Source organism: Streptomyces sp. NPDC037013, from assembly GCF_055607265.1.
This window is the reverse complement of record NZ_JBVJRV010000009.1, coordinates 375366-394674: the sequence shown is the minus strand read 5'-3', so window position 1 is coordinate 394674 and position 19309 is coordinate 375366. Positions and strand designations below refer to the sequence as shown.

17 protein-coding genes are annotated in these 19309 nt (G+C 70.6%); 15 read left to right on the top strand and 2 right to left on the bottom strand.

The annotated features are described in order from the left end of the window. Positions 1–32: 32 nt before the first annotated feature. The 9 genes from ftsW (at position 33) to ACZ7DY_RS32355 (ending at position 8496) form a co-directional block, all read left to right on the top strand. On the top strand, positions 33–1343 hold the full coding sequence (gene ftsW, locus ACZ7DY_RS32395; protein ID WP_471141746.1) for a putative lipid II flippase FtsW: 1311 nt from the start codon (positions 33–35) through the stop codon (positions 1341–1343). A 6-nt stretch (positions 1344–1349) separates the two neighbouring features. After that, complete coding sequence (gene murG / locus ACZ7DY_RS32390; protein ID WP_384263063.1) at positions 1350–2444, top strand: undecaprenyldiphospho-muramoylpentapeptide beta-N-acetylglucosaminyltransferase; 1095 nt, start codon at positions 1350–1352, stop codon at positions 2442–2444. Between the two features lie 14 nt (positions 2445–2458). Then, positions 2459–3250, top strand: coding sequence for a cell division protein FtsQ/DivIB (locus ACZ7DY_RS32385; RefSeq protein WP_471141742.1), 792 nt, complete (start codon positions 2459–2461; stop codon positions 3248–3250). 274 nt (positions 3251–3524) lie between these two features. Further along, positions 3525–4763 carry a cell division protein FtsZ gene (ftsZ, locus tag ACZ7DY_RS32380; protein ID WP_471141740.1) on the top strand — a complete coding sequence of 413 codons (1239 nt, stop codon included), beginning with the start codon at positions 3525–3527 and terminating at the stop codon, positions 4761–4763. A 17-nt stretch (positions 4764–4780) separates the two neighbouring features. Then, positions 4781–5491: a peptidoglycan editing factor PgeF gene (gene pgeF, locus ACZ7DY_RS32375; RefSeq protein WP_471141738.1), complete on the top strand. Its 711-nt coding sequence runs from the start codon at positions 4781–4783 to the stop codon at positions 5489–5491. Between the two features lie 6 nt (positions 5492–5497). Beyond that, positions 5498–6217, top strand: a complete 720-nt coding sequence (locus tag ACZ7DY_RS32370; protein WP_471141736.1) for a YggS family pyridoxal phosphate-dependent enzyme — start codon at positions 5498–5500, stop codon at positions 6215–6217. Between the two features lie 122 nt (positions 6218–6339). Continuing rightward, positions 6340–6975 carry a cell division protein SepF gene (locus ACZ7DY_RS32365; RefSeq protein ID WP_471141734.1) on the top strand — a complete coding sequence of 212 codons (636 nt, stop codon included), beginning with the start codon at positions 6340–6342 and terminating at the stop codon, positions 6973–6975. 83 nt (positions 6976–7058) lie between these two features. Beyond that, on the top strand, positions 7059–7343 hold the full coding sequence (locus tag ACZ7DY_RS32360) for a YggT family protein (RefSeq protein WP_471141731.1): 285 nt from the start codon (positions 7059–7061) through the stop codon (positions 7341–7343). Between the two features lie 46 nt (positions 7344–7389). Then, positions 7390–8496: a DivIVA domain-containing protein gene (locus tag ACZ7DY_RS32355; RefSeq protein ID WP_471141729.1), complete on the top strand. Its 1107-nt coding sequence runs from the start codon at positions 7390–7392 to the stop codon at positions 8494–8496. Positions 8497–8641: 145 nt separating this feature from the next. On the opposite strand, the gene ileS is transcribed toward ACZ7DY_RS32355, so the two are convergent. After that, entirely contained in the window at positions 8642–11797 is a 3156-nt protein-coding gene (gene ileS, locus ACZ7DY_RS32350) for an isoleucine--tRNA ligase (RefSeq protein WP_471141726.1), read from the bottom strand. Between the two features lie 591 nt (positions 11798–12388). Between ileS and ACZ7DY_RS32345 the strand changes: the two genes are divergently transcribed. The 5 genes from ACZ7DY_RS32345 (at position 12389) to ACZ7DY_RS32325 (ending at position 17550) form a co-directional block, all read left to right on the top strand. Next, positions 12389–13639: a TraR/DksA family transcriptional regulator gene (locus tag ACZ7DY_RS32345; protein ID WP_471141723.1), complete on the top strand. Its 1251-nt coding sequence runs from the start codon at positions 12389–12391 to the stop codon at positions 13637–13639. Positions 13640–13717: 78 nt separating this feature from the next. Continuing rightward, positions 13718–14380 (top strand): signal peptidase II, encoded by a 663-nt coding sequence (lspA, locus tag ACZ7DY_RS32340; RefSeq protein WP_471141721.1) that lies wholly within the window; start codon positions 13718–13720, stop codon positions 14378–14380. Positions 14381–14443: 63 nt separating this feature from the next. Beyond that, positions 14444–15385 (top strand): RluA family pseudouridine synthase, encoded by a 942-nt coding sequence (locus ACZ7DY_RS32335; RefSeq protein ID WP_471141719.1) that lies wholly within the window; start codon positions 14444–14446, stop codon positions 15383–15385. After that, entirely contained in the window at positions 15382–15852 is a 471-nt protein-coding gene (locus ACZ7DY_RS32330) for a GNAT family N-acetyltransferase (protein WP_471141717.1), read from the top strand. Before ACZ7DY_RS32335 ends, ACZ7DY_RS32330 begins: the two co-directional genes overlap by 4 nt. A gap of 111 nt (positions 15853–15963) precedes the next feature. Next, complete coding sequence (locus ACZ7DY_RS32325) at positions 15964–17550, top strand: Na+/H+ antiporter (RefSeq protein ID WP_471141715.1); 1587 nt, start codon at positions 15964–15966, stop codon at positions 17548–17550. Between the two features lie 18 nt (positions 17551–17568). Here the strand turns inward: ACZ7DY_RS32325 and ACZ7DY_RS32320 are convergent, their stop codons facing one another. Beyond that, on the bottom strand, positions 17569–18669 hold the full coding sequence (locus ACZ7DY_RS32320; protein ID WP_471141713.1) for a mechanosensitive ion channel family protein: 1101 nt from the start codon (positions 18667–18669) through the stop codon (positions 17569–17571). 42 nt (positions 18670–18711) lie between these two features. On the opposite strand from ACZ7DY_RS32320, the gene ACZ7DY_RS32315 reads away from it, so the two are divergent. After that, the gene (locus tag ACZ7DY_RS32315; RefSeq protein WP_471141710.1) at positions 18712–19281 is read left to right on the top strand and encodes a dienelactone hydrolase family protein; all 570 of its coding nucleotides are present in this window, start codon (positions 18712–18714) and stop codon (positions 19279–19281) included. Positions 19282–19309 lie beyond the last annotated feature (28 nt).

Sequence of the window (19309 nt, the reverse complement as noted above, 5' to 3'; positions counted from 1 at the left end):
CGGGGCGCCGGGCACACCCTTGGGAGGGGAACGTGGCCAGGTCATCCGTGCGGGTCGCCAAACGACCGGCTCCGGTACGCGCCAGAGGCGCCTCCCACCCCGCGGGCGAGAGCGGCCCCCGGGGGCTGGTCAACCGGGTCCGCAGGGCGTGGGACCGGCCGCTCACCGCGTACTACCTGATCTTCGGCAGCAGCCTGCTGATCACGGTGCTCGGTCTGGTGATGGTCTACTCGGCCTCGATGATCCAGGCGCTGCAGCTGAACCTGCCCGCCTCGTACTTCTTCCGCAAGCAGTTCGTGGCGGCCGTGCTCGGCACCATCCTGCTCCTGATCGCCATGCGGATGCCCGTCAAGCTGCACCGGGCGCTCGCGTACCCGATCCTCGCGGTCACCGTCTTCCTGATGGTCCTCGTGCAGATCCCGGGGATAGGGCGCAGCGTCAACGGCAACCAGAACTGGATCTACCTGGGCGGCCCCTTCCAGCTCCAGCCCAGCGAGTTCGGCAAGCTCGCGCTGGTCCTGTGGGGCGCCGACCTGCTCGCACGTAAACACGACAAACGGCTGCTGACCCAGTGGAAACACATGCTGGTGCCGCTCGTGCCGGTCGCCTTCATGCTGCTCGGACTCATCATGCTCGGCGGCGACATGGGCACGGCGATCATTCTCACGGCGATCCTCTTCGGACTGCTGTGGCTGGCGGGCGCCCCCACCCGGCTCTTCGCCGGCGTGCTGAGCATCGCGGCCGTGCTCGGTGTGATTCTCATCAAGACCAGCCCCAACCGCATGGCCAGGCTCGCCTGCATCGGCGCCACGGACCCCGGCCCCGGAGACCAGTGCTGGCAGGCCGTGCACGGCATCTACGCCCTCGCCTCCGGCGGATTCTTCGGTTCCGGTCTCGGCGCGAGTGTGGAAAAATGGGGTCAACTGCCCGAACCGCACACCGACTTCATCTTCGCCATCACGGGGGAGGAACTCGGCCTGGCAGGGACACTGTCGGTGCTCGCCCTCTTCGCGGCTCTAGGCTATGCGGGTATCCGCGTGGCCGGACGCACGGAGGACCCCTTCGTGAGGTATGCCGCGGGAGGCGTGACCACCTGGATCACGGCCCAGGCCGTGATCAATGTCGGTGCGGTGCTCGGTCTGCTGCCGATCGCCGGTGTCCCGCTCCCGCTGTTCTCCTACGGGGGTTCGGCCCTGCTGCCGACCATGTTCGCCATCGGACTGCTCATCGCCTTCGCGCGATCGGACCCCGCGGCGAAGGCGGCCCTGGCCATGCGGCAACCTCGGGTGAGATGGAACACGATGAGACGGCGCGTCAAGGCGCGTTCGTCCGGAGAGCGGTGAATTTCGGTGCATGTCGTACTCGCCGGTGGGGGGACCGCCGGCCACATCGAGCCCGCGCTCGCCCTCGCGGACGCCCTGCGGAGGCAGGACCCGACCGTGGGCATCACGGCCCTGGGCACGGAGCGTGGACTCGAGACCCGACTCGTACCCGAGCGGGGCTACGAACTGGCGCTGATCCCGGCCGTACCCCTGCCGCGCAAGCCCACCCCTGAGCTCATCACCGTTCCGGGCAGGCTGCGCGGCACCATCAAGGCGGCCGAGCAGATCCTGGAGCGCACCAAGGCGGACTGCGTGGTCGGCTTCGGCGGCTACGTGGCCCTGCCGGGCTACCTCGCGGCCAAGCGGACGGGGACGCCGATCGTCGTGCACGAGGCCAACGCGCGCCCCGGCCTCGCCAACAAGATCGGTTCGCGGTACGCCCACGGGGTGGCCGTCGCCACCCCCGACAGCAAGCTGCGCAACTCCCGCTACATCGGCATCCCGTTGCGGCACACCATCGCCACGCTCGACCGGGCCAGGGTCCGCCCGGAGGCGCGCGCCGCCTTCGGCCTCGACCCCAACCTGCCGACGCTGCTGGTCTCCGGCGGCTCCCAGGGCGCCCGGCGGCTCAACGAGGTCGTCCAGCAGATCGCTCCGGTGCTCCAGCGCGCGGGCATCCAGATCCTGCACGCGGTCGGCCCGAAGAACGAATTGCCGCAGGTGCAGCAGATGCCGGGGATGCCCCCGTACATCCCGGTACCGTACGTGGACCGGATGGACCTCGCGTACGCCGCGGCCGACATGATGCTCTGCCGCGCGGGCGCGATGACCGTCGCCGAACTCTCCGCCGTCGGGCTGCCCGCCGCCTACGTCCCGCTGCCGATCGGCAACGGCGAACAGCGGCTCAACGCCCAGCCGGTGGTCAAGGCGGGCGGTGGACTGCTTGTCGACGACGCGGAACTGACGCCCGAGTGGGTCCAGGGCAACGTCCTGCCCGTGCTGGCGGATCCGCACCGGCTGTACGAGATGTCCCGCGCCGCCTCGGAGTTCGGCCGCAGGGACGCCGACGAGCTGCTCGTCGGCATGGTGTACGAGGCGATTGCGTCACGCCGCAACGCGTGAGAAGGCAGGGGACCGTGGCCGGACCGACCACCGCCGTACGGCAGCAGAAGAAGTCCGGCCCGCCCCGCCCGCAGCGCGTCCGCCGCCTCAAATTCCCCCGTTCGCGCACCCTGATTGTCATCTTGGTGCTCGTCGTACTGGTCGGATCCGGCGGCGGCTGGCTGTTCTACGGCTCACAGTGGCTCCGCCTGGAGCGCGTGACGACGTCGGGCACCCGGGTCCTGACGCCCCGAGAGGTCCTCGAGGCGGCGGACGCGCCCGTCGGGACCCCGCTGATTTCGGTCGACACGGATGCCATCGAGGACCGGCTGCGCTCAAAACTGCCCCGCATCGACTCGGTTGAGGTCACCCGGTCCTGGCCACACGGAATCGGACTCGAAGTGACCGAGCGGAAGCCGGTTCTCCTCATCGAAAAGGGCGGAAAGTTCGTCGAAGTGGACGCCAAGGGAGTGCGATTCGCCACGGTCGGACGCGCGCCCGAGGGCGTGCCGCGGCTCGAACTGGCCCCGGACCGGGAGAGCGGGGCGGCGAGCCTGCGCCGGTTCGGCACCGACCGGCTGCTGCGCGAGGCCGTACGGGTCGCGGGTGACCTGCCCGAAGCGGTGGCCCACGCCACCCGGAACGTCAAGGTCCGCTCATTTGACTCCATCTCGCTGGAGTTGAGCGGCGCCCGGACCGTCGACTGGGGCAGCGGCGAGCGAGGGCGTACAAAGGCCAGGACACTCACCGCGCTGATGAAAGCGGCACCCAAGGCACGGCACTTCGATGTGAGTGTCCCCACCGCCCCCGCGTCATCAGGGAGTTGACGCATATCGTCGCAGGCCAGCACCCTGGTTCGGCAGCGCTACGGCTGATCACATAGGGTGAAAAGAAAAACGGGAGGTTCGGCGTGTTCGTTGAACGTGCGCCACTTGTCGACTTAGTGTCCTGTTCGGAAGAGTCCAGGGAACAGACACACTGGTAACCCTAAACTTCAGCGTTAGGGTTCGGGTCGGCGTTCGGACCGTCCCATCGGCATCAGTCGCCGCATCGCATCGATGCGACACGGCGACACGTAACTCGAGGCGAGAGGCCTTCGACGTGGCAGCACCGCAGAACTACCTCGCAGTCATCAAAGTCATCGGTGTCGGCGGCGGTGGTGTCAATGCCATCAACCGGATGATCGAGGTCGGTCTCAAGGGCGTCGAGTTCATCGCCATCAACACCGACGCGCAAGCCCTGTTGATGAGCGACGCCGACGTCAAGCTCGACGTCGGCCGTGAACTCACGCGCGGACTCGGCGCCGGCGCCAACCCGGCCGTCGGCCGCAAGGCCGCAGAGGACCACCGCGAGGAGATCGAGGAGGTCCTCAAGGGGGCCGACATGGTCTTCGTCACCGCCGGCGAAGGCGGTGGCACCGGCACCGGCGGCGCACCCGTCGTCGCCAACATCGCGCGCTCGCTCGGCGCCCTCACCATCGGTGTGGTCACCCGGCCGTTCACCTTCGAGGGCCGTCGCCGCGCCAACCAGGCCGAGGACGGCATCGCGGAGCTGCGCGAAGAGGTCGACACCCTCATCGTCATCCCCAACGACCGGCTCCTGTCCATCTCGGACCGCCAGGTCTCCGTCCTCGACGCCTTCAAGTCGGCGGACCAGGTCCTGCTCTCCGGTGTCCAGGGCATCACCGACCTCATCACCACGCCCGGCCTGATCAACCTCGACTTCGCCGACGTCAAGTCGGTCATGTCCGAGGCCGGTTCGGCGCTCATGGGCATCGGCTCGGCCCGCGGCGACGACCGCGCGGTGGCCGCGGCCGAGATGGCGATCTCCTCGCCGCTCCTCGAGGCGTCCATCGACGGCGCCCGCGGCGTGCTGCTCTCCATCTCCGGCGGCTCGGACCTCGGTCTCTTCGAGATCAACGAAGCGGCCCAGCTGGTCAGCGAGGCCGCGCACCCCGAGGCCAACATCATCTTCGGCGCGGTCATCGACGACGCGCTCGGCGACGAGGTGCGGGTCACCGTCATCGCGGCGGGCTTCGACGGCGGGCAGCCACCGTCCAAGCGGGACACCGTCCTCGGCTCGGCATCCGGCTCCGCCAAGCGCGAGGAGCCGGCGGCGCCGTCCCCGGCGCCCACCCGGCCCGCTGAATCGTCCCGCCCGTCCTTCGGCGGCCTCGGCAGCGTCACCTCGCGCGACGAGCCCTCGACCCCGGAGCCGGCCGAGCCGGCCCCGGCGAGCGAGGCGCCCTCCGCGCCCTCGGCCCCGCCGCAGGTCCCGCCGGCCCGTCCCTACCAGGACAGCCAGGCCGAAGAGCTGGACGTGCCGGACTTCTTGAAGTGATAAGCGAGCACAGCACCGTGAGCGGCGCGCACTTCGCCTTCACCGACAGGTGGGGCGGGGTGAGCGCCGTTCCGTACGAAGAGCTCAACCTCGGTGGCGCGGTCGGCGACGACCCCGAAGCCGTGCGCACCAACCGCGCGCTGGCCGCCAAGTTCCTCGGCGTCGACCCTGACCGGGTGGTCTGGATGAACCAGGTGCACGGGCGGGACGTCGCGGTGGTCGACGGGCCCTGGGGCGCCGGCGCGGACGTCCCGGCCGTCGACGCGGTGGTGACCGCCTGCGCGGGCCTCGCCCTCGCCGTTCTCACCGCCGACTGCACGCCGGTCCTGCTCGCCGACCCGGTCGCCGGGGTGGCGGCCGCCGCGCACGCGGGCCGGCCCGGCATGCTGGCGGGCGTCGTCCCCGCCGCCGTCGAGGCGATGGTGGCACTCGGCGCGGACCCCGGCCGCATCATCGCCCGCACCGGGCCCACGGTCTGCGGGCGGTGCTACGAAGTGCCCGAGGCGATGCGCGCGGATGCCGCCGCCGTGGAGCCGACGGCGTACGCCGAAACGAGCTGGGGCACGCCCGCGGTCGACGTGAGCGCCGGTGTGCACGCCCAGCTCGAGCGGCTCGGGGTGCGCGACCGGGAGCAGTCGCCGGTGTGCACCCTGGAATCCGCTGACCACTTCTCGTACCGCCGCGACCGCACCACCGGTCGTCTCGCGGGCTATGTCTGGCTGGACTGATAGGGCATGACGGAACGCAAGGCTCAACTCGCGGAGAATCTGGCGCAGGTCGAGGAGCGCATCGCCGCGGCGTGCGCGGCGGCCGGGCGCAAGCGGGAGGAAGTGACCCTCATCGTGGTCACGAAGACCTACCCCGCGAGCGACGTACGGATCCTGTCCGAACTCGGTGTGCGGCACGTCGCGGAGAACCGTGACCAGGACGCGGCGCCGAAGGCGGCCGAGTGCGCGGACCTGCCCCTCACCTGGCACTTCGTCGGTCAGTTGCAGACCAACAAGGTACGTTCCGTGGTCGGTTATGCCGATCTGGTGCAGTCCGTGGACCGTGCCAGGCTCGTCACGGCCCTCTCGGCGGCCGCGGTCCGCGCGGAGCGTGAGCTCGGCTGCCTGATCCAGGTCGCGCTCGACGCCGGGGAGAACGGCCGGGGGGAGCGCGGGGGCGTCGGCCCCGGCGGAATCGAAGAGTTGGCCGACCTCGTGGCCGGGGCGCCGGGGCTGCGGCTCGACGGTCTGATGACCGTCGCACCGCTCACCGGTCCGTACGCGGGGAGGCAACAGGCGGCGTTCGAGCGGTTGATGGAATTCTCAACCCTCCTGCGCGCGGCTCATCCTGCTGCGAACATGGTGTCGGCAGGGATGAGTGCGGACCTCGAGCAGGCCGTTGCGGCCGGGGCGACACATGTGCGCGTCGGTACGGCGGTACTCGGAGTCCGACCCGGGCTCGGGTAACGTCGCCAAGAAGTCGGACCACAGCAGAAAATATGGTCATTCTCGCTGTTGGGCGGGGAGACCCAGTGGATCGCGGGCAATTGGCAGCGACACGATCCACCACAGAGCGGAGGACTCAGAGCATGGCCGGCGCGATGCGCAAGATGGCGGTCTACCTCGGCCTCGTGGAGGACGACGGGTACGACGGTCCGGGGTTCGACCCCGATGACGAGTTCGAACCCGAGCCGGAACCCGAGCGCGACCGCAGAAGGCACGAACCGTCGCATCAGTCGCACCAGTCCCACCAGTCTCAACGGGACGAATCGGTACGAGTGGTGCAGCCGCCCGCCCAGCGCGAGTCGGCCCCCCATTCCGCTCCACCCGTCGCGGAATCCGGACGTCCGGCACGAATCGCCCCCGTGGCATCCATCACACCTGAACGCCAGAGCCTGGAGAAGAACGCACCGGTGATCATGCCCAAGGTCGTGTCCGAGCGGGAGCCCTACCGCATCACCACATTGCACCCCCGGACCTACAACGAGGCCCGTACCATCGGGGAACACTTCCGCGAGGGCACTCCGGTGATCATGAATCTGACCGAGATGGACGACACCGACGCGAAGCGACTTGTCGACTTTGCCGCCGGTCTGGTCTTCGGTCTGCATGGCAGCATTGAGCGAGTGACGCAGAAGGTGTTCCTGTTGTCGCCTGCTAACGTCGATGTAACGGCGGAGGACAAGGCTCGCATCGCAGAGGGCGGGTTCTTCAACCAGAGCTGAGACGCAGTAGATGCAGTAGTTGCTTCTAGACGCAGTACCGGAACGACGAAGTACGAGTGAGCAGGGGAGAGGGAACCGCGAACATGGGCGTGGTCGTGCAGGTGCTCTACATCGCGCTGATGTGTTTCCTCATCGTGCTGATCTTCCGGTTGGTCATGGACTACGTCTTCCAGTTCGCCCGCTCATGGCAACCCGGCAAGGCGATGGTGGTCGTTCTGGAGGCCACCTACACTGTCACTGATCCACCGCTCAAGCTTCTGCGGCGGTTCATTCCGCCGCTGCGTCTCGGGGGCGTGGCGCTCGACCTGTCCTTCTTCGTACTGATGATCATCGTCTACATCCTGATCTCCGTCGTGAGGCAGCTGTGAACGATACGGTCTTGCCGAATGCCGACGACTACGTTGAGGTGAAGAGATGCCGTTGACCCCCGAGGACGTGCGGAACAAGCAGTTCACGACCGTCCGCCTCCGAGAAGGCTATGACGAGGACGAGGTCGATGCCTTCCTCGATGAGGTCGAAGCCGAACTGACCCGCCTGCTCCGCGAGAACGAGGACCTGCGCGCCAAGCTCGCCGCGGCCACCCGTGCCGCCGCGCAGAACCAGCAGCAGGGCGGCATGCGCAAGGGCCCCGACGGGCCCCAGGACCAGCGCGGTCCCGGCGCCCCCGTCCCCGCCGCAATATCGGGTCCGCAGCCGGTCCCGCCGCAGCAGCAGCAGATGGGCGGCCCCATGGGCGGCCCGCCGCAGCTGCCCGGTGGTGCGCCGCAGCTGCCCGCAGGCCCCAGCGGCCACGGCCAGGGGCACCCGCAGGGTGGTCCGCAGGGTCCCGGCCCGATGGGTCAGGGTCCGATGGGCGGCCCGATGGGCGGTCCCATGGGCGGACACGGTCCGCAGATGCCGCAGCCCGGCCAGGGCCCCGGTGGCGACAGCGCCGCCCGGGTGCTCTCCCTCGCGCAGCAGACCGCCGACCAGGCGATCGCGGAGGCCCGTTCCGAGGCCAACAAGATCGTCGGCGAGGCCCGCTCGCGCGCCGAGGGCCTCGAGCGTGACGCCCGTGCCAAGGCCGACGCCCTGGAGCGGGACGCGCAGGAGAAGCACCGCGTCGCGATGGGCTCCCTGGAGTCCGCCCGCGCCACGCTGGAGCGCAAGGTCGAGGACCTGCGCGGCTTCGAGCGCGAGTACCGCACGCGTCTGAAGTCCTACCTGGAGTCGCAGCTGCGCCAGCTGGAGACCCAGGCCGACGACTCGCTGGCCCCGCCGCGCACTCCGGCTACCGCCTCGCTGCCGCCGTCCCCGGCGCCGTCGATGGCTCCGGCCGGCGCGGGTGCCCCGTCCTACGGCGGCAACCAGTCGATGGGCGGCAACAGCCAGCCCAACGGCGGCCCGTCCTACGGCGGCCAGCAGCAGATGTCCCCCGCGATGACCCAGCCGATGGCGCCGGTGCGGCCGCAGGGCCAGCAGCCGATGCAGCAGGCTCCGTCGCCGATGCGCGGTTTCCTCATCGACGAGGACGACAACTGACGGGCGTGACCACGCCTTAGGCGTCGGCAGCGTTCAGGGCCGGGCCCCCGGAGAAATCCGGGGGCCCGGCCCTTTTTGCGCGCTGTGGGGCCGCGGAGCACGCGAAAGGCCCGGCCCCCGTGGGGCCGGGCCTTTGTGTGAGCGCTTACGCCTTGCGGAGGCGGAACGCCAGCTTCAGGGACTCGTCCGTGAACGGCTCCCCGAAGGTGTCGTCGGCCTCGCCCTCGGCGAAGTCCGTGGCGAGGACCTCGTCCGCGATCAGCTCGGCGTGGTCGGACAGGGCGGTGACGACCACCGGGTCCGGGGAGGTCCAGCGCAGGGCGATCCGGTCCGCGACGTCCAGGCCGCTGTTCTTGCGGGCCTCCTGGATCAGGCGGATCGCGTCACGGGCCAGGCCGGCCCGGCGCAGCTCCTCGGTGATCTCCAGGTCCAGGGCGACCGTGGCGCCGGACTCGGACGCCACCGACCAGCCCTCGCGCGGGGTCTCCGTGATGATCACCTCGTCCGGGGCGAGCGTGATGCTCTCGCCGTCGACCTCGACCGAGGCCGTGCCCTCGCGCAGGGCCAGGGAGAGCGCGGCGGCGTCCGCATCGGCGACGGCCTTGGCCACCGCCTGGACGCCCTTGCCGAAACGCTTGCCGAGGGCCCGGAAGTTGGCCTTGGCGGTGGTGTCCACCAGCGAGCCGCCGACTTCGGAGAGCGTCGCCAGCGAGGAGACGTTGAGCTCCTCGGTGATCTGGGCGCGCAGCTCCGGGCCCAGCGCCTCGAAGCCGGTCGCCGCGATGAGCGCACGGGACAGCGGCTGCCGGGTCTTGACGCCCGACTCCGCGCGGGTGGCGCGGCCGAGCTCCACGAGACGGCGGACGAGGACCATCTGCCGGGAGAGCTCCGGGTCGATGGCGGAGAGGTCCGCCTCCGGCCAGGAGGAGAGGTGCACCGACTCCGGGGCGTCCGGGGTCACGGGCACGATCAGGTCCTGCCAGACACGCTCCGTGATGAACGGCGTCAGCGGGGCCATCAGGCGCGTGACGGTCTCCACGACATCGTGCAGAGTGCGCAGGGCCGCCTTGTCGCCCTGCCAGAAGCGGCGCCGGGAACGGCGCACGTACCAGTTCGAGAGGTTGTCGACGAAGACGGACAGGAGCTTGCCCGCGCGCTGGGTGTCGTAGCTCTCCAGGGCCTGGGTGACCTGGTCGGTGAGCGCGTGCAGCTCGCTGAGCAGCCAGCGGTCCAGGATCGGGCGGTCGGCGGGCGCCGGGTCGGCCTCGCTGGGGGCCCACGCCGACGTACGGGCGTAGAGCGCCTGGAAGGCGACCGTGTTCCAGTACGTGAGGAGGGTCTTGCGGACGACCTCCTGGATGGTGCCGTGGCCCACGCGGCGGGCCGCCCACGGGGAGCCGCCGGCCGCCATGAACCAGCGCACCGCGTCGGCGCCGTGCTGGTCCATGAGCGGGATGGGCTGGAGGATGTTGCCCAGGTGCTTGGACATCTTGCGGCCGTCCTCGGCGAGGATGTGGCCGAGGCAGACCACGTTCTCGTAGGACGACTTGTCGAAGACGAGGGTGCCCACCGCCATCAGCGTGTAGAACCAGCCGCGGGTCTGGTCGATGGCCTCCGAGATGAACTGCGCGGGGTAGCGGCTCTCGAAGAGCTCCTTGTTCTTGTACGGGTAGCCCCACTGCGCGAACGGCATCGAGCCCGAGTCGTACCAGGCGTCGATGACCTCCGGCACGCGCGTGGCCGTCGAGCCGCAGCCCTCCTGGGGGCACGCGAAGGTGATCTCGTCGATGAACGGGCGGTGCGGGTCCAGCCCGGACTGGTCGGTGCCGGTCAGGTCGGTGAGCTCGGCGCGCGAGCCGACGCAGGTGAGGTGGTCCTCCTCGCAGCGCCAGATGGGCAGCGGGGTGCCCCAGTAGCGGTTGCGGGAGAGCGCCCAGTCGACGTTGTTGGTCAGCCAGTCGCCGAAGCGGCCGTGCTTGACCGAGTCGGGGAACCAGTTGGTCTTCTCGTTCTCCTGGAGGAGGCGGTCCTTGATGGCCGTGGTGCGGATGTACCAGGACGGCTGCGCGTAGTAGAGGAGCGCGGTGTGGCAGCGCCAGCAGTGCGGGTAGCTGTGCTCGTACGCGATGTGCTTGTAGAGCAGGCCGCGGTCTTCCAGGTCCTTGGTGAGGGTTTCGTCGGCCTTCTTGAAGAAGACGCCGCCCACGAGCGACACGTCCTCCTCGAAGGTGCCGTCGGGGCGGACCGGGTTCACCACCGGCAGGCCGTACGCGCGGCAGACCTTGAGGTCGTCCTCACCGAAGGCGGGGGACTGGTGGACGAGGCCGGTGCCGTCCTCCGTGGTGACGTAATCGGCGTTGACGACGTAGTGCGCCTCGGCCGGGAACTCCACGAGGTCGAAGGGGCGTTGGTACTTCCAGTGCTCCATCTCGGCGCCGGTGAAGGTCTCGCCGGTCGTCTCCCACCCCTCGCCGAGGGCCTTCTCGACGAGCGGCTGGGCGACGACGAGCTTCTCCGTGCCCTCGGGACCCTTCGTCGCGACGACGTAGGTGACGTCGGGGTGCGCGGCGACTGCGGTGTTGGAGACGAGGGTCCAGGGGGTCGTCGTCCAGACCAGGAGGGCGGCCTCGCCCGCGAGGGGACCGGAGGTGAGGGGGAAACGGACGTAGACGGACGGGTCGACGACCGTCTCGTAGCCCTGCGCCAGCTCGTGGTCGGAGAGGCCCGTGCCGCAGCGGGGGCACCAGGGGGCGACGCGGTGGTCCTGGACGAGCAGGTCCTTGTTGAAGATCTCCTTCAGGGACCACCAGACCGAGTCCACGTACTCCGGGTCCATCGTGCGGTACGCGTCGTCGAGGTCGACCCAGTACCCCATGCGGGTCGTGAGGTCGGCGAAGGCGTCGGTGTGCCGGGTCACGGACTCGCGGCACTTGGCGTTGAACTCGGCGATGCCGTACGCCTCGATGTCCTTCTTGCCGTTGAAGCCGAGCTCCTTCTCGACCGCGAGCTCCACGGGCAGGCCGTGGCAGTCCCAGCCGGCCTTGCGGGCCACGTGGTAGCCGCGCATGGTCCGAAAGCGCGGGAAGACGTCCTTGAAGACGCGCGCCTCGATGTGGTGGGCGCCCGGCATGCCGTTGGCGGTGGGCGGGCCCTCGTAGAACACCCACTCGGGGCGGCCCTCGGACTGTTCGAGGCTCTTGGCGAAGATCTTCTGCTCGCGCCAGAAGTCGAGCACGGCGTGCTCGAGGGCGGGCAGGTCGACCTGGGCGGGCACCTGACGGTACTGCGGCGGCGTATTCAACGAGTCCTCCGGCGGATGTGCTGCCTTCCGTCGGAGGGACGAGAGCCGTGTGCGCCTGTACGGCGCGCTCCCGCGGTACCACCCTCCTTGGCCCTCCGGTACGGGGTCCGTGCCGGTGAGCCCCCTCATTGGGGTCGCGAAACCGGGTCTACCGGCCGCTGCCCGCGGGCGGCGGCTTTCTTCCGGCGGCTCCGGGGTGATCTTCACGTCGCGCTCGCCCCCGGGCTCACACCGTCCCCGGGTCGCTCATGGCTGCGTACGCCGCTACTCGTCCCCATCCACGCTTTTCGCTGCCGCCCAGTGTACGGCGCCCGGACAGGGGCGGCCGACCGGTTTTCCGGGATCCGTGGGGCGGCGGGGATCCACGGGGCGAGTGACCCGAATGGCGACATGCCCGGCGAGCGGATGCGGGCGCGCGCCGGCCGGCGGATTACCCGGCAGGGAGTTGGGCACAACGCATGCAGACTCGCCGCGCGGCACCCGCGGGGCGGGCGGATCGGGCGGCGTGCCCCGTTGCCGCGGGCCTGGAGTCGATTTATCGTCCCAGCACGATTCGCGAGCAAGATCACAATATGTGAAGGGGCCGCGGCCATGGTGGCGAAAAAGACCGCCGTACAGCAGTCGGCGTCCGGCAGATCCACCGGCGCGGCCGCGGCGACGTCCAAGGATGTGAGCGGCAAGAAGAGCACCCACGGGGCCGGGGCGGCGCACGCGGCGGGGACCGCGCGGACCGGGCGGACCGCCGGGAAGGCGTCGGACCAGGCGGAACCGGGCGCTCCCGGCGCCGCGGCGAAGAAGGCGGTCGCCAAGAAGGCGGTCGCGGAAAAGGCGGTGGCCAAGAAGAGCGTGGCGAAGAAGGCGGTCGCCAAGAAGACCGCCGCCGAGAAGACTGCGGCCAAGAAAACCGCGCCTTCGAAGACAGCGGCCAAGAAGACCACCGCCAAGAAGACGGCGGCGAAGAAGACGACAGCCAAGAAGGTGGCCGCCGAAAAGAGCACCCCCGAAGAGGCCCCGGCCGGGGCGGCGGACAAGGAGGCGGGCACCGGGCACTCCGGGGCCGGCACGGCCTCTGAGAGCGCTGCCAAGAAGACCACCCCGGCCAAGAAGACCGCGGCCAAGAAGGCGGCCGCCAAGAAGAGCACCCCGCACGAGAGCACCGCGCACGAGAGCACCCCGGACGAGAGCGACGCACACCAAAGCACCGCGCACGAAAGCACCGCGCACGACCACGCCGCGCACCCCCGCGCGGCCGGGAAGAGCACGGCGAAGAAGAGCACCGGCAAGAAGAAGAGCACGGTCAAGGAGACGGCCGCGTCCGCGGCCGAAGATGCGGCTGAGGCCGCGGAGACGACGGGAGCCACGACGGTGGTTGCGAAGAAGACTCCGGGCACGGCGACAGCAGCCGAGGCGCCGACAGCGGTGCCCAAGGCCCGGGCGGCGGCGCCCGGCGAGCTCGCGGTCCGGCCCGGTGAGGACCCCTGGACCCCGGCGGAGGTCGCCGAGGCCCGCACGGAACTGCAGAGCGAGGCCCTGCGGCTGAGCAGCGAGATCGCCTCCTCGGAGGAGGCGCTGGCCGGCCTGATGCGGGATTCCGGTGACGGGGCGGGTGACGACGACGCGGACACCGGCACGAAGAACATCACGCGCGAACACGAGATGGCGCTGGCCGCCAACGCGCGCGAGATGCTCGTGCAGACCGAGCGGGCGCTGGAGCGGCTCGACGCGGGCACCTACGGTCTCTGCGAGAACTGCGGCAACCCGATCGGCAAGGCGCGCATGCAGGCCTTCCCGCGCGCGACGCTGTGCGTGGAGTGCAAGCAGAAGGAGGAACGGCGCTACTGAGCGCGGCCTGGGCACCGGGGACCGTACGTGTGTGCCGTACGCTCGTCCCCAGTCAGGTACCTAGGTTGAGGGACTCACGTGGCAGAGGCGGAGCGCATCATCGGTACGCCGGACATCCCTGAGGCGGCCGGGGCCGAGCCGGAGCACTCCGGTCCGGACTCCGACGAGACGGCGGCGGGCACCCCCGGCGACGCCGCGCCGGACACGTCCGGCGGGCCCGGTGACGCGGCAGGTCAGGACGGGCAGCCGGCCAGGGGCAGGCGCAGGATCGCCGTGCTCTTTGTGGTGGCCGCCTTCGCGTACGCGCTGGACCTGGTCAGCAAGATGCTCGTGGTGGCGAAGCTGGAGCACCACGAGCCGATCGAGCTGATCGGGGACTGGCTGCGCCTGTCGGCGATCCGGAACGCGGGCGCCGCGTTCGGCTTCGGCGAGGCCTTCACCATCATCTTCACCTGCATCGCCGCGGCGGTCATCGTGGTGATCGCGCGCCTCGCCCGCAAGCTGTACAGCCTGCCCTGGGCGATCGCACTCGGCCTGCTGCTCGGCGGCGCCCTCGGCAACCTCACCGACCGCCTGTTCCGCGCGCCCGGCGTCTTCGAGGGCGCGGTGGTCGACTTCATCGCCCCGAAGGGGTTCGCGGTCTTCAACCTCGCGGACTCGGCGATCGTCTGCGGCGGCATCCTGATCGTGCTGCTCTCCTTCCGCGGCCTCGACCCGGATGGCACCGTCCACAAGGACTGAGGTCACCGACCCCGCCGAGGGCCGTGGTGCGGGAGTGTCGGTGGGCTCCTGCATACTCAATGGGTGAGCACGATTCCCGAGATCCGAACCCTGCCCGTGCCGGACGGCCTGGAGGGCGAGCGCGTCGACGCCGCCATCTCGCGCATGTTCGGGTTCTCCCGTACGAAGGCCGCCGAGCTCGCCGCGGCGGGGAAGGTCGCGGTCGACGGCTCGGTGGTCGGCAAGTCCGAGCGGGTGCACGGCGGTGCCTGGCTGGAAGTGGAGATGCCGCAGGCACCCGCTCCGGTGCAGATCGTCGCCGAGCCCGTCGAGGGCATGGAGATCGTGCATGACGACGACGACATCGTCGTGATCGTCAAGCCGGTCGGCGTGGCCGCGCACCCGAGCCCCGGCTGGACCGGCACGACGGTGATCGGCGGCCTCGCGGCGGCCGGGTACCGCATCTCCACCTCCGGCGCCGCCGAGCGCCAGGGCATCGTGCACCGCCTGGACGTCGGCACCTCGGGCCTGATGGTGGTCGCCAAGTCGGAGCGCGCGTACACCTCGCTGAAGCGCCAGTTCAAGGAGCGCACGGTCGACAAGCGGTACAACGCGCTGGTGCAGGGCCACCCCGACCCGATGAGCGGCACCATCGACGCCCCGATCGGCCGCCACCCGAACCACGACTACAAGTGGGCGGTCACGGCAGAGGGCAAGCCCTCCGTGACGCATTACGACCTCATCGAGGCCTTCCGCGCCGCCTCCCTGCTCGACATCAAGCTGGAGACGGGCCGCACGCACCAGATCCGCGTGCACATGTCGGCCCACCGGCACCCCTGCGTAGGCGACCTGACGTACGGCGCGGACCCCACGCTCGCCAAGCGGCTCGGCCTCACCCGGCAGTGGCTGCACGCGGTCCGGCTCGGCTTCGAGCACCCGGGCGACGGCCGGTGGGCGGAGTTCGAGAGCCAGTACCCCGACGACCTCCAGCAGGCGCTCGACCGGGTGCGGGCGGAGAGCTCGTGACCGGAGTGCAGGTCCGGCCCGCACAGGGCCCCGGCGACCTGGAGGCCTGCTTCGCGGTCCGCAAGGACGTGTTCGTGGCCGAGCAGGGAGTGCCGGAAGAGCTGGAGTTCGACGCGTACGACGACCGGGCGGTGCACGTCATCGCGGTGCGCGAGGACGGCGTCCCGCTCGGCACGGGCCGGCTCCTGACCGGCCAGGCCGCCGCCGCGAAGAACGGCGGCGACGCCTCGGTGGGCGCGCTCGGCCGCCTCGCGGTGACGAAGGCCGCCCGCGGGCTCGGCGTGGGCGCCGCGCTCGTCGGGGCCATCGAGGACGCGGCACGCGCGCGTGGCCTGACCGCCGTGGACCTGCACGCCCAGACGCGGGCCCTCGGTTTCTACGAGCGCCTCGGGTACGAGGCGTACGGCCCGGAATTCCCCGACGCCGGAATCCCGCACCGGGCGATGCGCAAGACGCTGGACGCGTAGCGTTCCCCTCGCCGTCAGCGAAGTTATGCGCGCATTGGCCCGGTTGGCGAAGAATGCGTGGCAGGGTTGAGGTCTTGAATTGTTCAAGTCTCGACCGCCGGAGGGCACACCGTGGATCAACTGGCGCTGGTGCTCATCTTGCTGCTCGGTGCCGTGCTCACCGTGCCCCTGGGGGACCGCCTTGCGCTGCCCGCGCCGGTCCTGATGACCCTGGTGGGGATCGGCATGGCCCTGCTGCCGTTCGTGCCCAACGTCGAGATCCCGCCCGACTACATCCTTCCGCTGGTCCTGCCCCCGCTGCTCTACGCCTCCGTGCAGCGCACCTCCTGGCGGCAGTTCACGGCCAACATCCGGCCCATCTTCCTGCTCGCCGTGGCGCTGGTGTTCGTGACGACGGCCGCGGTCGCCGCGGTGGCCACCGCCATAGTGCCCGGACTGCCGATCGCCGCGGCCGTGGCGCTCGGGGCGCTGGTCGCGCCGCCCGACCCGGTCGCCGCCACCGCGGTCGCCGGCTCCCTCGGGCTGCCGCGCAGGCTCGTGTCGATCCTGGAGGGCGAGGGGCTCTTCAACGACGTCACGGCGATCGTGCTCTACCACGTGGCGATCGCGGCGGCGGTGAGCGGGACCTTCTCGCTGCCCTCGGCCGTGGGGCTGCTGGTGCTCTCCGGCGTGGTCGCCGTCGCCGTCGGCCTGGTGCTCGGCTGGCTCACCAACAAGCTCATGGGGCTGCTGGGTGACGCCACCCTGCAGACCGGGCTGACGCTCCTCGTGCCCTTCGTCAGCTACGTGCTGGCCGAGGAGCTGCTCGGCTCCGGCGTGCTCGCCGTCCTCACCACCGCGCTCTACCTCGCGGAGAACGCCGTCGACGCCGACGACGTCCTTGGCCGGATCACCGGGCAGACCTTCTGGCAGATCGTCGACACCCTGGTCACCGGCATCGCCTTCGGACTCATCGGCCTCGAACTGCACAACGTCTTCGGGATCACCGAGGGCCACCAGGGCCAGATGTTCGGCTGGGGCGCCGCGATCGTCGCCGTCGTGGTCGGCGTACGGCTGCTCTGGCTGCTGCCCGCGACCTGGCTGGCCAAGCGGCTGCACAAGCGGCGCGACGTCGACGAGGAGATCCCGACCACCTGGCGCGAGACGGTCGTCATGTGGTGGTCCGGCATGCGGGGGGTGGCCTCCGTCGCACTGGCGCTCGCCATCCCGCTCAAGACGGACGACGGGTCGCCGTTCCCCGCCCGCGACGAGATCATCTTCGTCGCGTTCTGCGTCATCATGGCGACCCTCGTCGTGCAGGGGCTCACCCTGCCGTGGCTGGTGCGCAGGCTCAACGTGCGGGCCGACGCCGACGCGGAGCGCGAGCTCGAACGGACGCTCGCGCTCCGCGCGGCCAAGGCCGCCAAGCGGCGCCTGAAGGAGATCGAGGACGTCGAGGAGCTCCCCGACGACCTCTCCGAGCGGCTGCACCGCGGCGCGCTCGACATCGGGGCCAGGATCAGCCCCGACCTCCTCGACGACGAACGGCGCGCCCGGTACGCCAAGCGCGTCGACCGGCTGAAGGCCGTCCAGCGCATCCAGCGCGAGATGATGTCGGCCGCCCGCCACGAGGTGCTCGCCGCGCGCAGCGAGGCCGGCGCCGACCCCGAGGTCGTCGACCGGGTCCTGCACCACCTGGACGTCCGCAGCCTGCGGTGAGCCGGGAGCCGGCCGCCCTCACCCCCGGCCGGTCCGCGGCACGTCCGGCGAGAAGGGTTCGTAGCGCGGGCGGTGGCCGTTGGGCAGCTGCTCGACGGCGGAGACGGTGGTGACCCGCGGCAGCGCGTAGGGATGGTGATCGGTGAGCCAGCCGATCATCTGTTCGCGCACCGTGACCCGCACCGTCCATATGTCGTCCGCGTCCTTCGCGGTGACCAGGGCGCGGACCTGGATGGTGCTCGTCGTGGTGTCCGTCACGGCGAGACCCCAGTCCCTGCCGTCCCACGCCGCGCAGTCGCGCAGGATGTCGTGGAGCCGTTCGCGCATCAGCCCGATCGGCGCCGAGTGGTCCAGCTGGAAGAAGACGGTGCCGGTCATCTCGGAGCCGCCGCGCGACCAGTTCTCGAAGGGCTTCGCCGTGAAGTACGACACGGGCATGGTGATCCGGCGCTCGTCCCAGGTGCGGACGGTCAGGAAGGTCAGCGTGATCTCGTCGACCGTGCCCCACTCGCCGTCCACCACCACGGTGTCCCCGAGCCGCACCATGTCGCCGAAGGCGATCTGCAGCCCGGCGAAGAGGTTGCCGAGGGTGGACTGGGCGGCGACACCGGCGACGATGCCCAGGATGCCGGCGGAGGCGAGCAGCGAGGCGCCCGCGGCCTGCATGGCGGGGAAGGTCAGGAGCATCGCGGCGACGGCCACGACGCCGACGATGGCGGTGACCACCCGCTGGATGAGGGTCACCTGGGTGCGGACCCTGCGGACCCGGGCCGGGTCCCGGTGCATGGCGGCGTAGCGGGCGTACGACGACTCCACGATGGCCGCCGCGATCCGCACCACCAGCCAGGCGGTGGAGCCGATGAGGACGAGGGTGAGGATGCGGCCGATCAGCGCCGAGTTGTCCTTGGTGAGCTCCGCCTGGTCGTAGGAGCCTCTCAGCAGCGCGGTGCACAGGACGACCTGGAAGGGGACACGGCTGCGGCGCAGCAGGCCCCACAGGGGGGTCTCGTGGTGCTGCTCGTCGGCCCGGCGCATCAGCATGTCGGCCAGCCAGCCGACGATCAGCGTGAGCACGACCGAGCCGCCGATCACGATCAACGGGCGCAGTACGTTCTCCATGCCTCCGAGGGTAGGGGACGGGCCAAATGGCACGATGGCCCCATGAACATCATGCTTTTCCACTCGACGTACGGGCTGCGGCCCGCGGTGCACGCGGCGGCGGACCGCCTGCGCGCCGCGGGGCACGAGGTGTGGACCCCCGACCTCTTCGAGGGACGCGTCTTCGACGACGTCGAGCAGGGAAGGGCCTTCCAGGAGGAGCTCGGCAAGGACGAGCTCCTGAAGCGGGCGATCCTCGCCGCCGCGCCCTACTCGGAGCGGGGCCTGGTGTACGCGGGGTTCTCGCTCGGCGCCGCGACGGCCCAGACCCTCGCCCTCGGTGACGCCAGGGCGCGCGGCCTGCTGCTCCTGCACGGCACCTCCGACATCGCGGAGAACGCGTCGGTGGACGAGCTGCCGGTGCAGCTGCACGTCGCCGAGCCCGACCCGTTCGAGTCCGACGACTGGCTGAGCGCCTGGTACCTGCGGATGGGCCGGGCCGGGGCCGACGTGGAGGTGTACCGCTACGCGGGCGCCGGGCACCTCTACACCGACCCGGACCTCGACGACTACGACGCCGAGGCCGCCGAGGCGACCTGGCGCACGGCGCTCGGCTTCCTGGAGACGCTCTAGGCGGACTCTGGGCGGGCGGCCGGGGGCC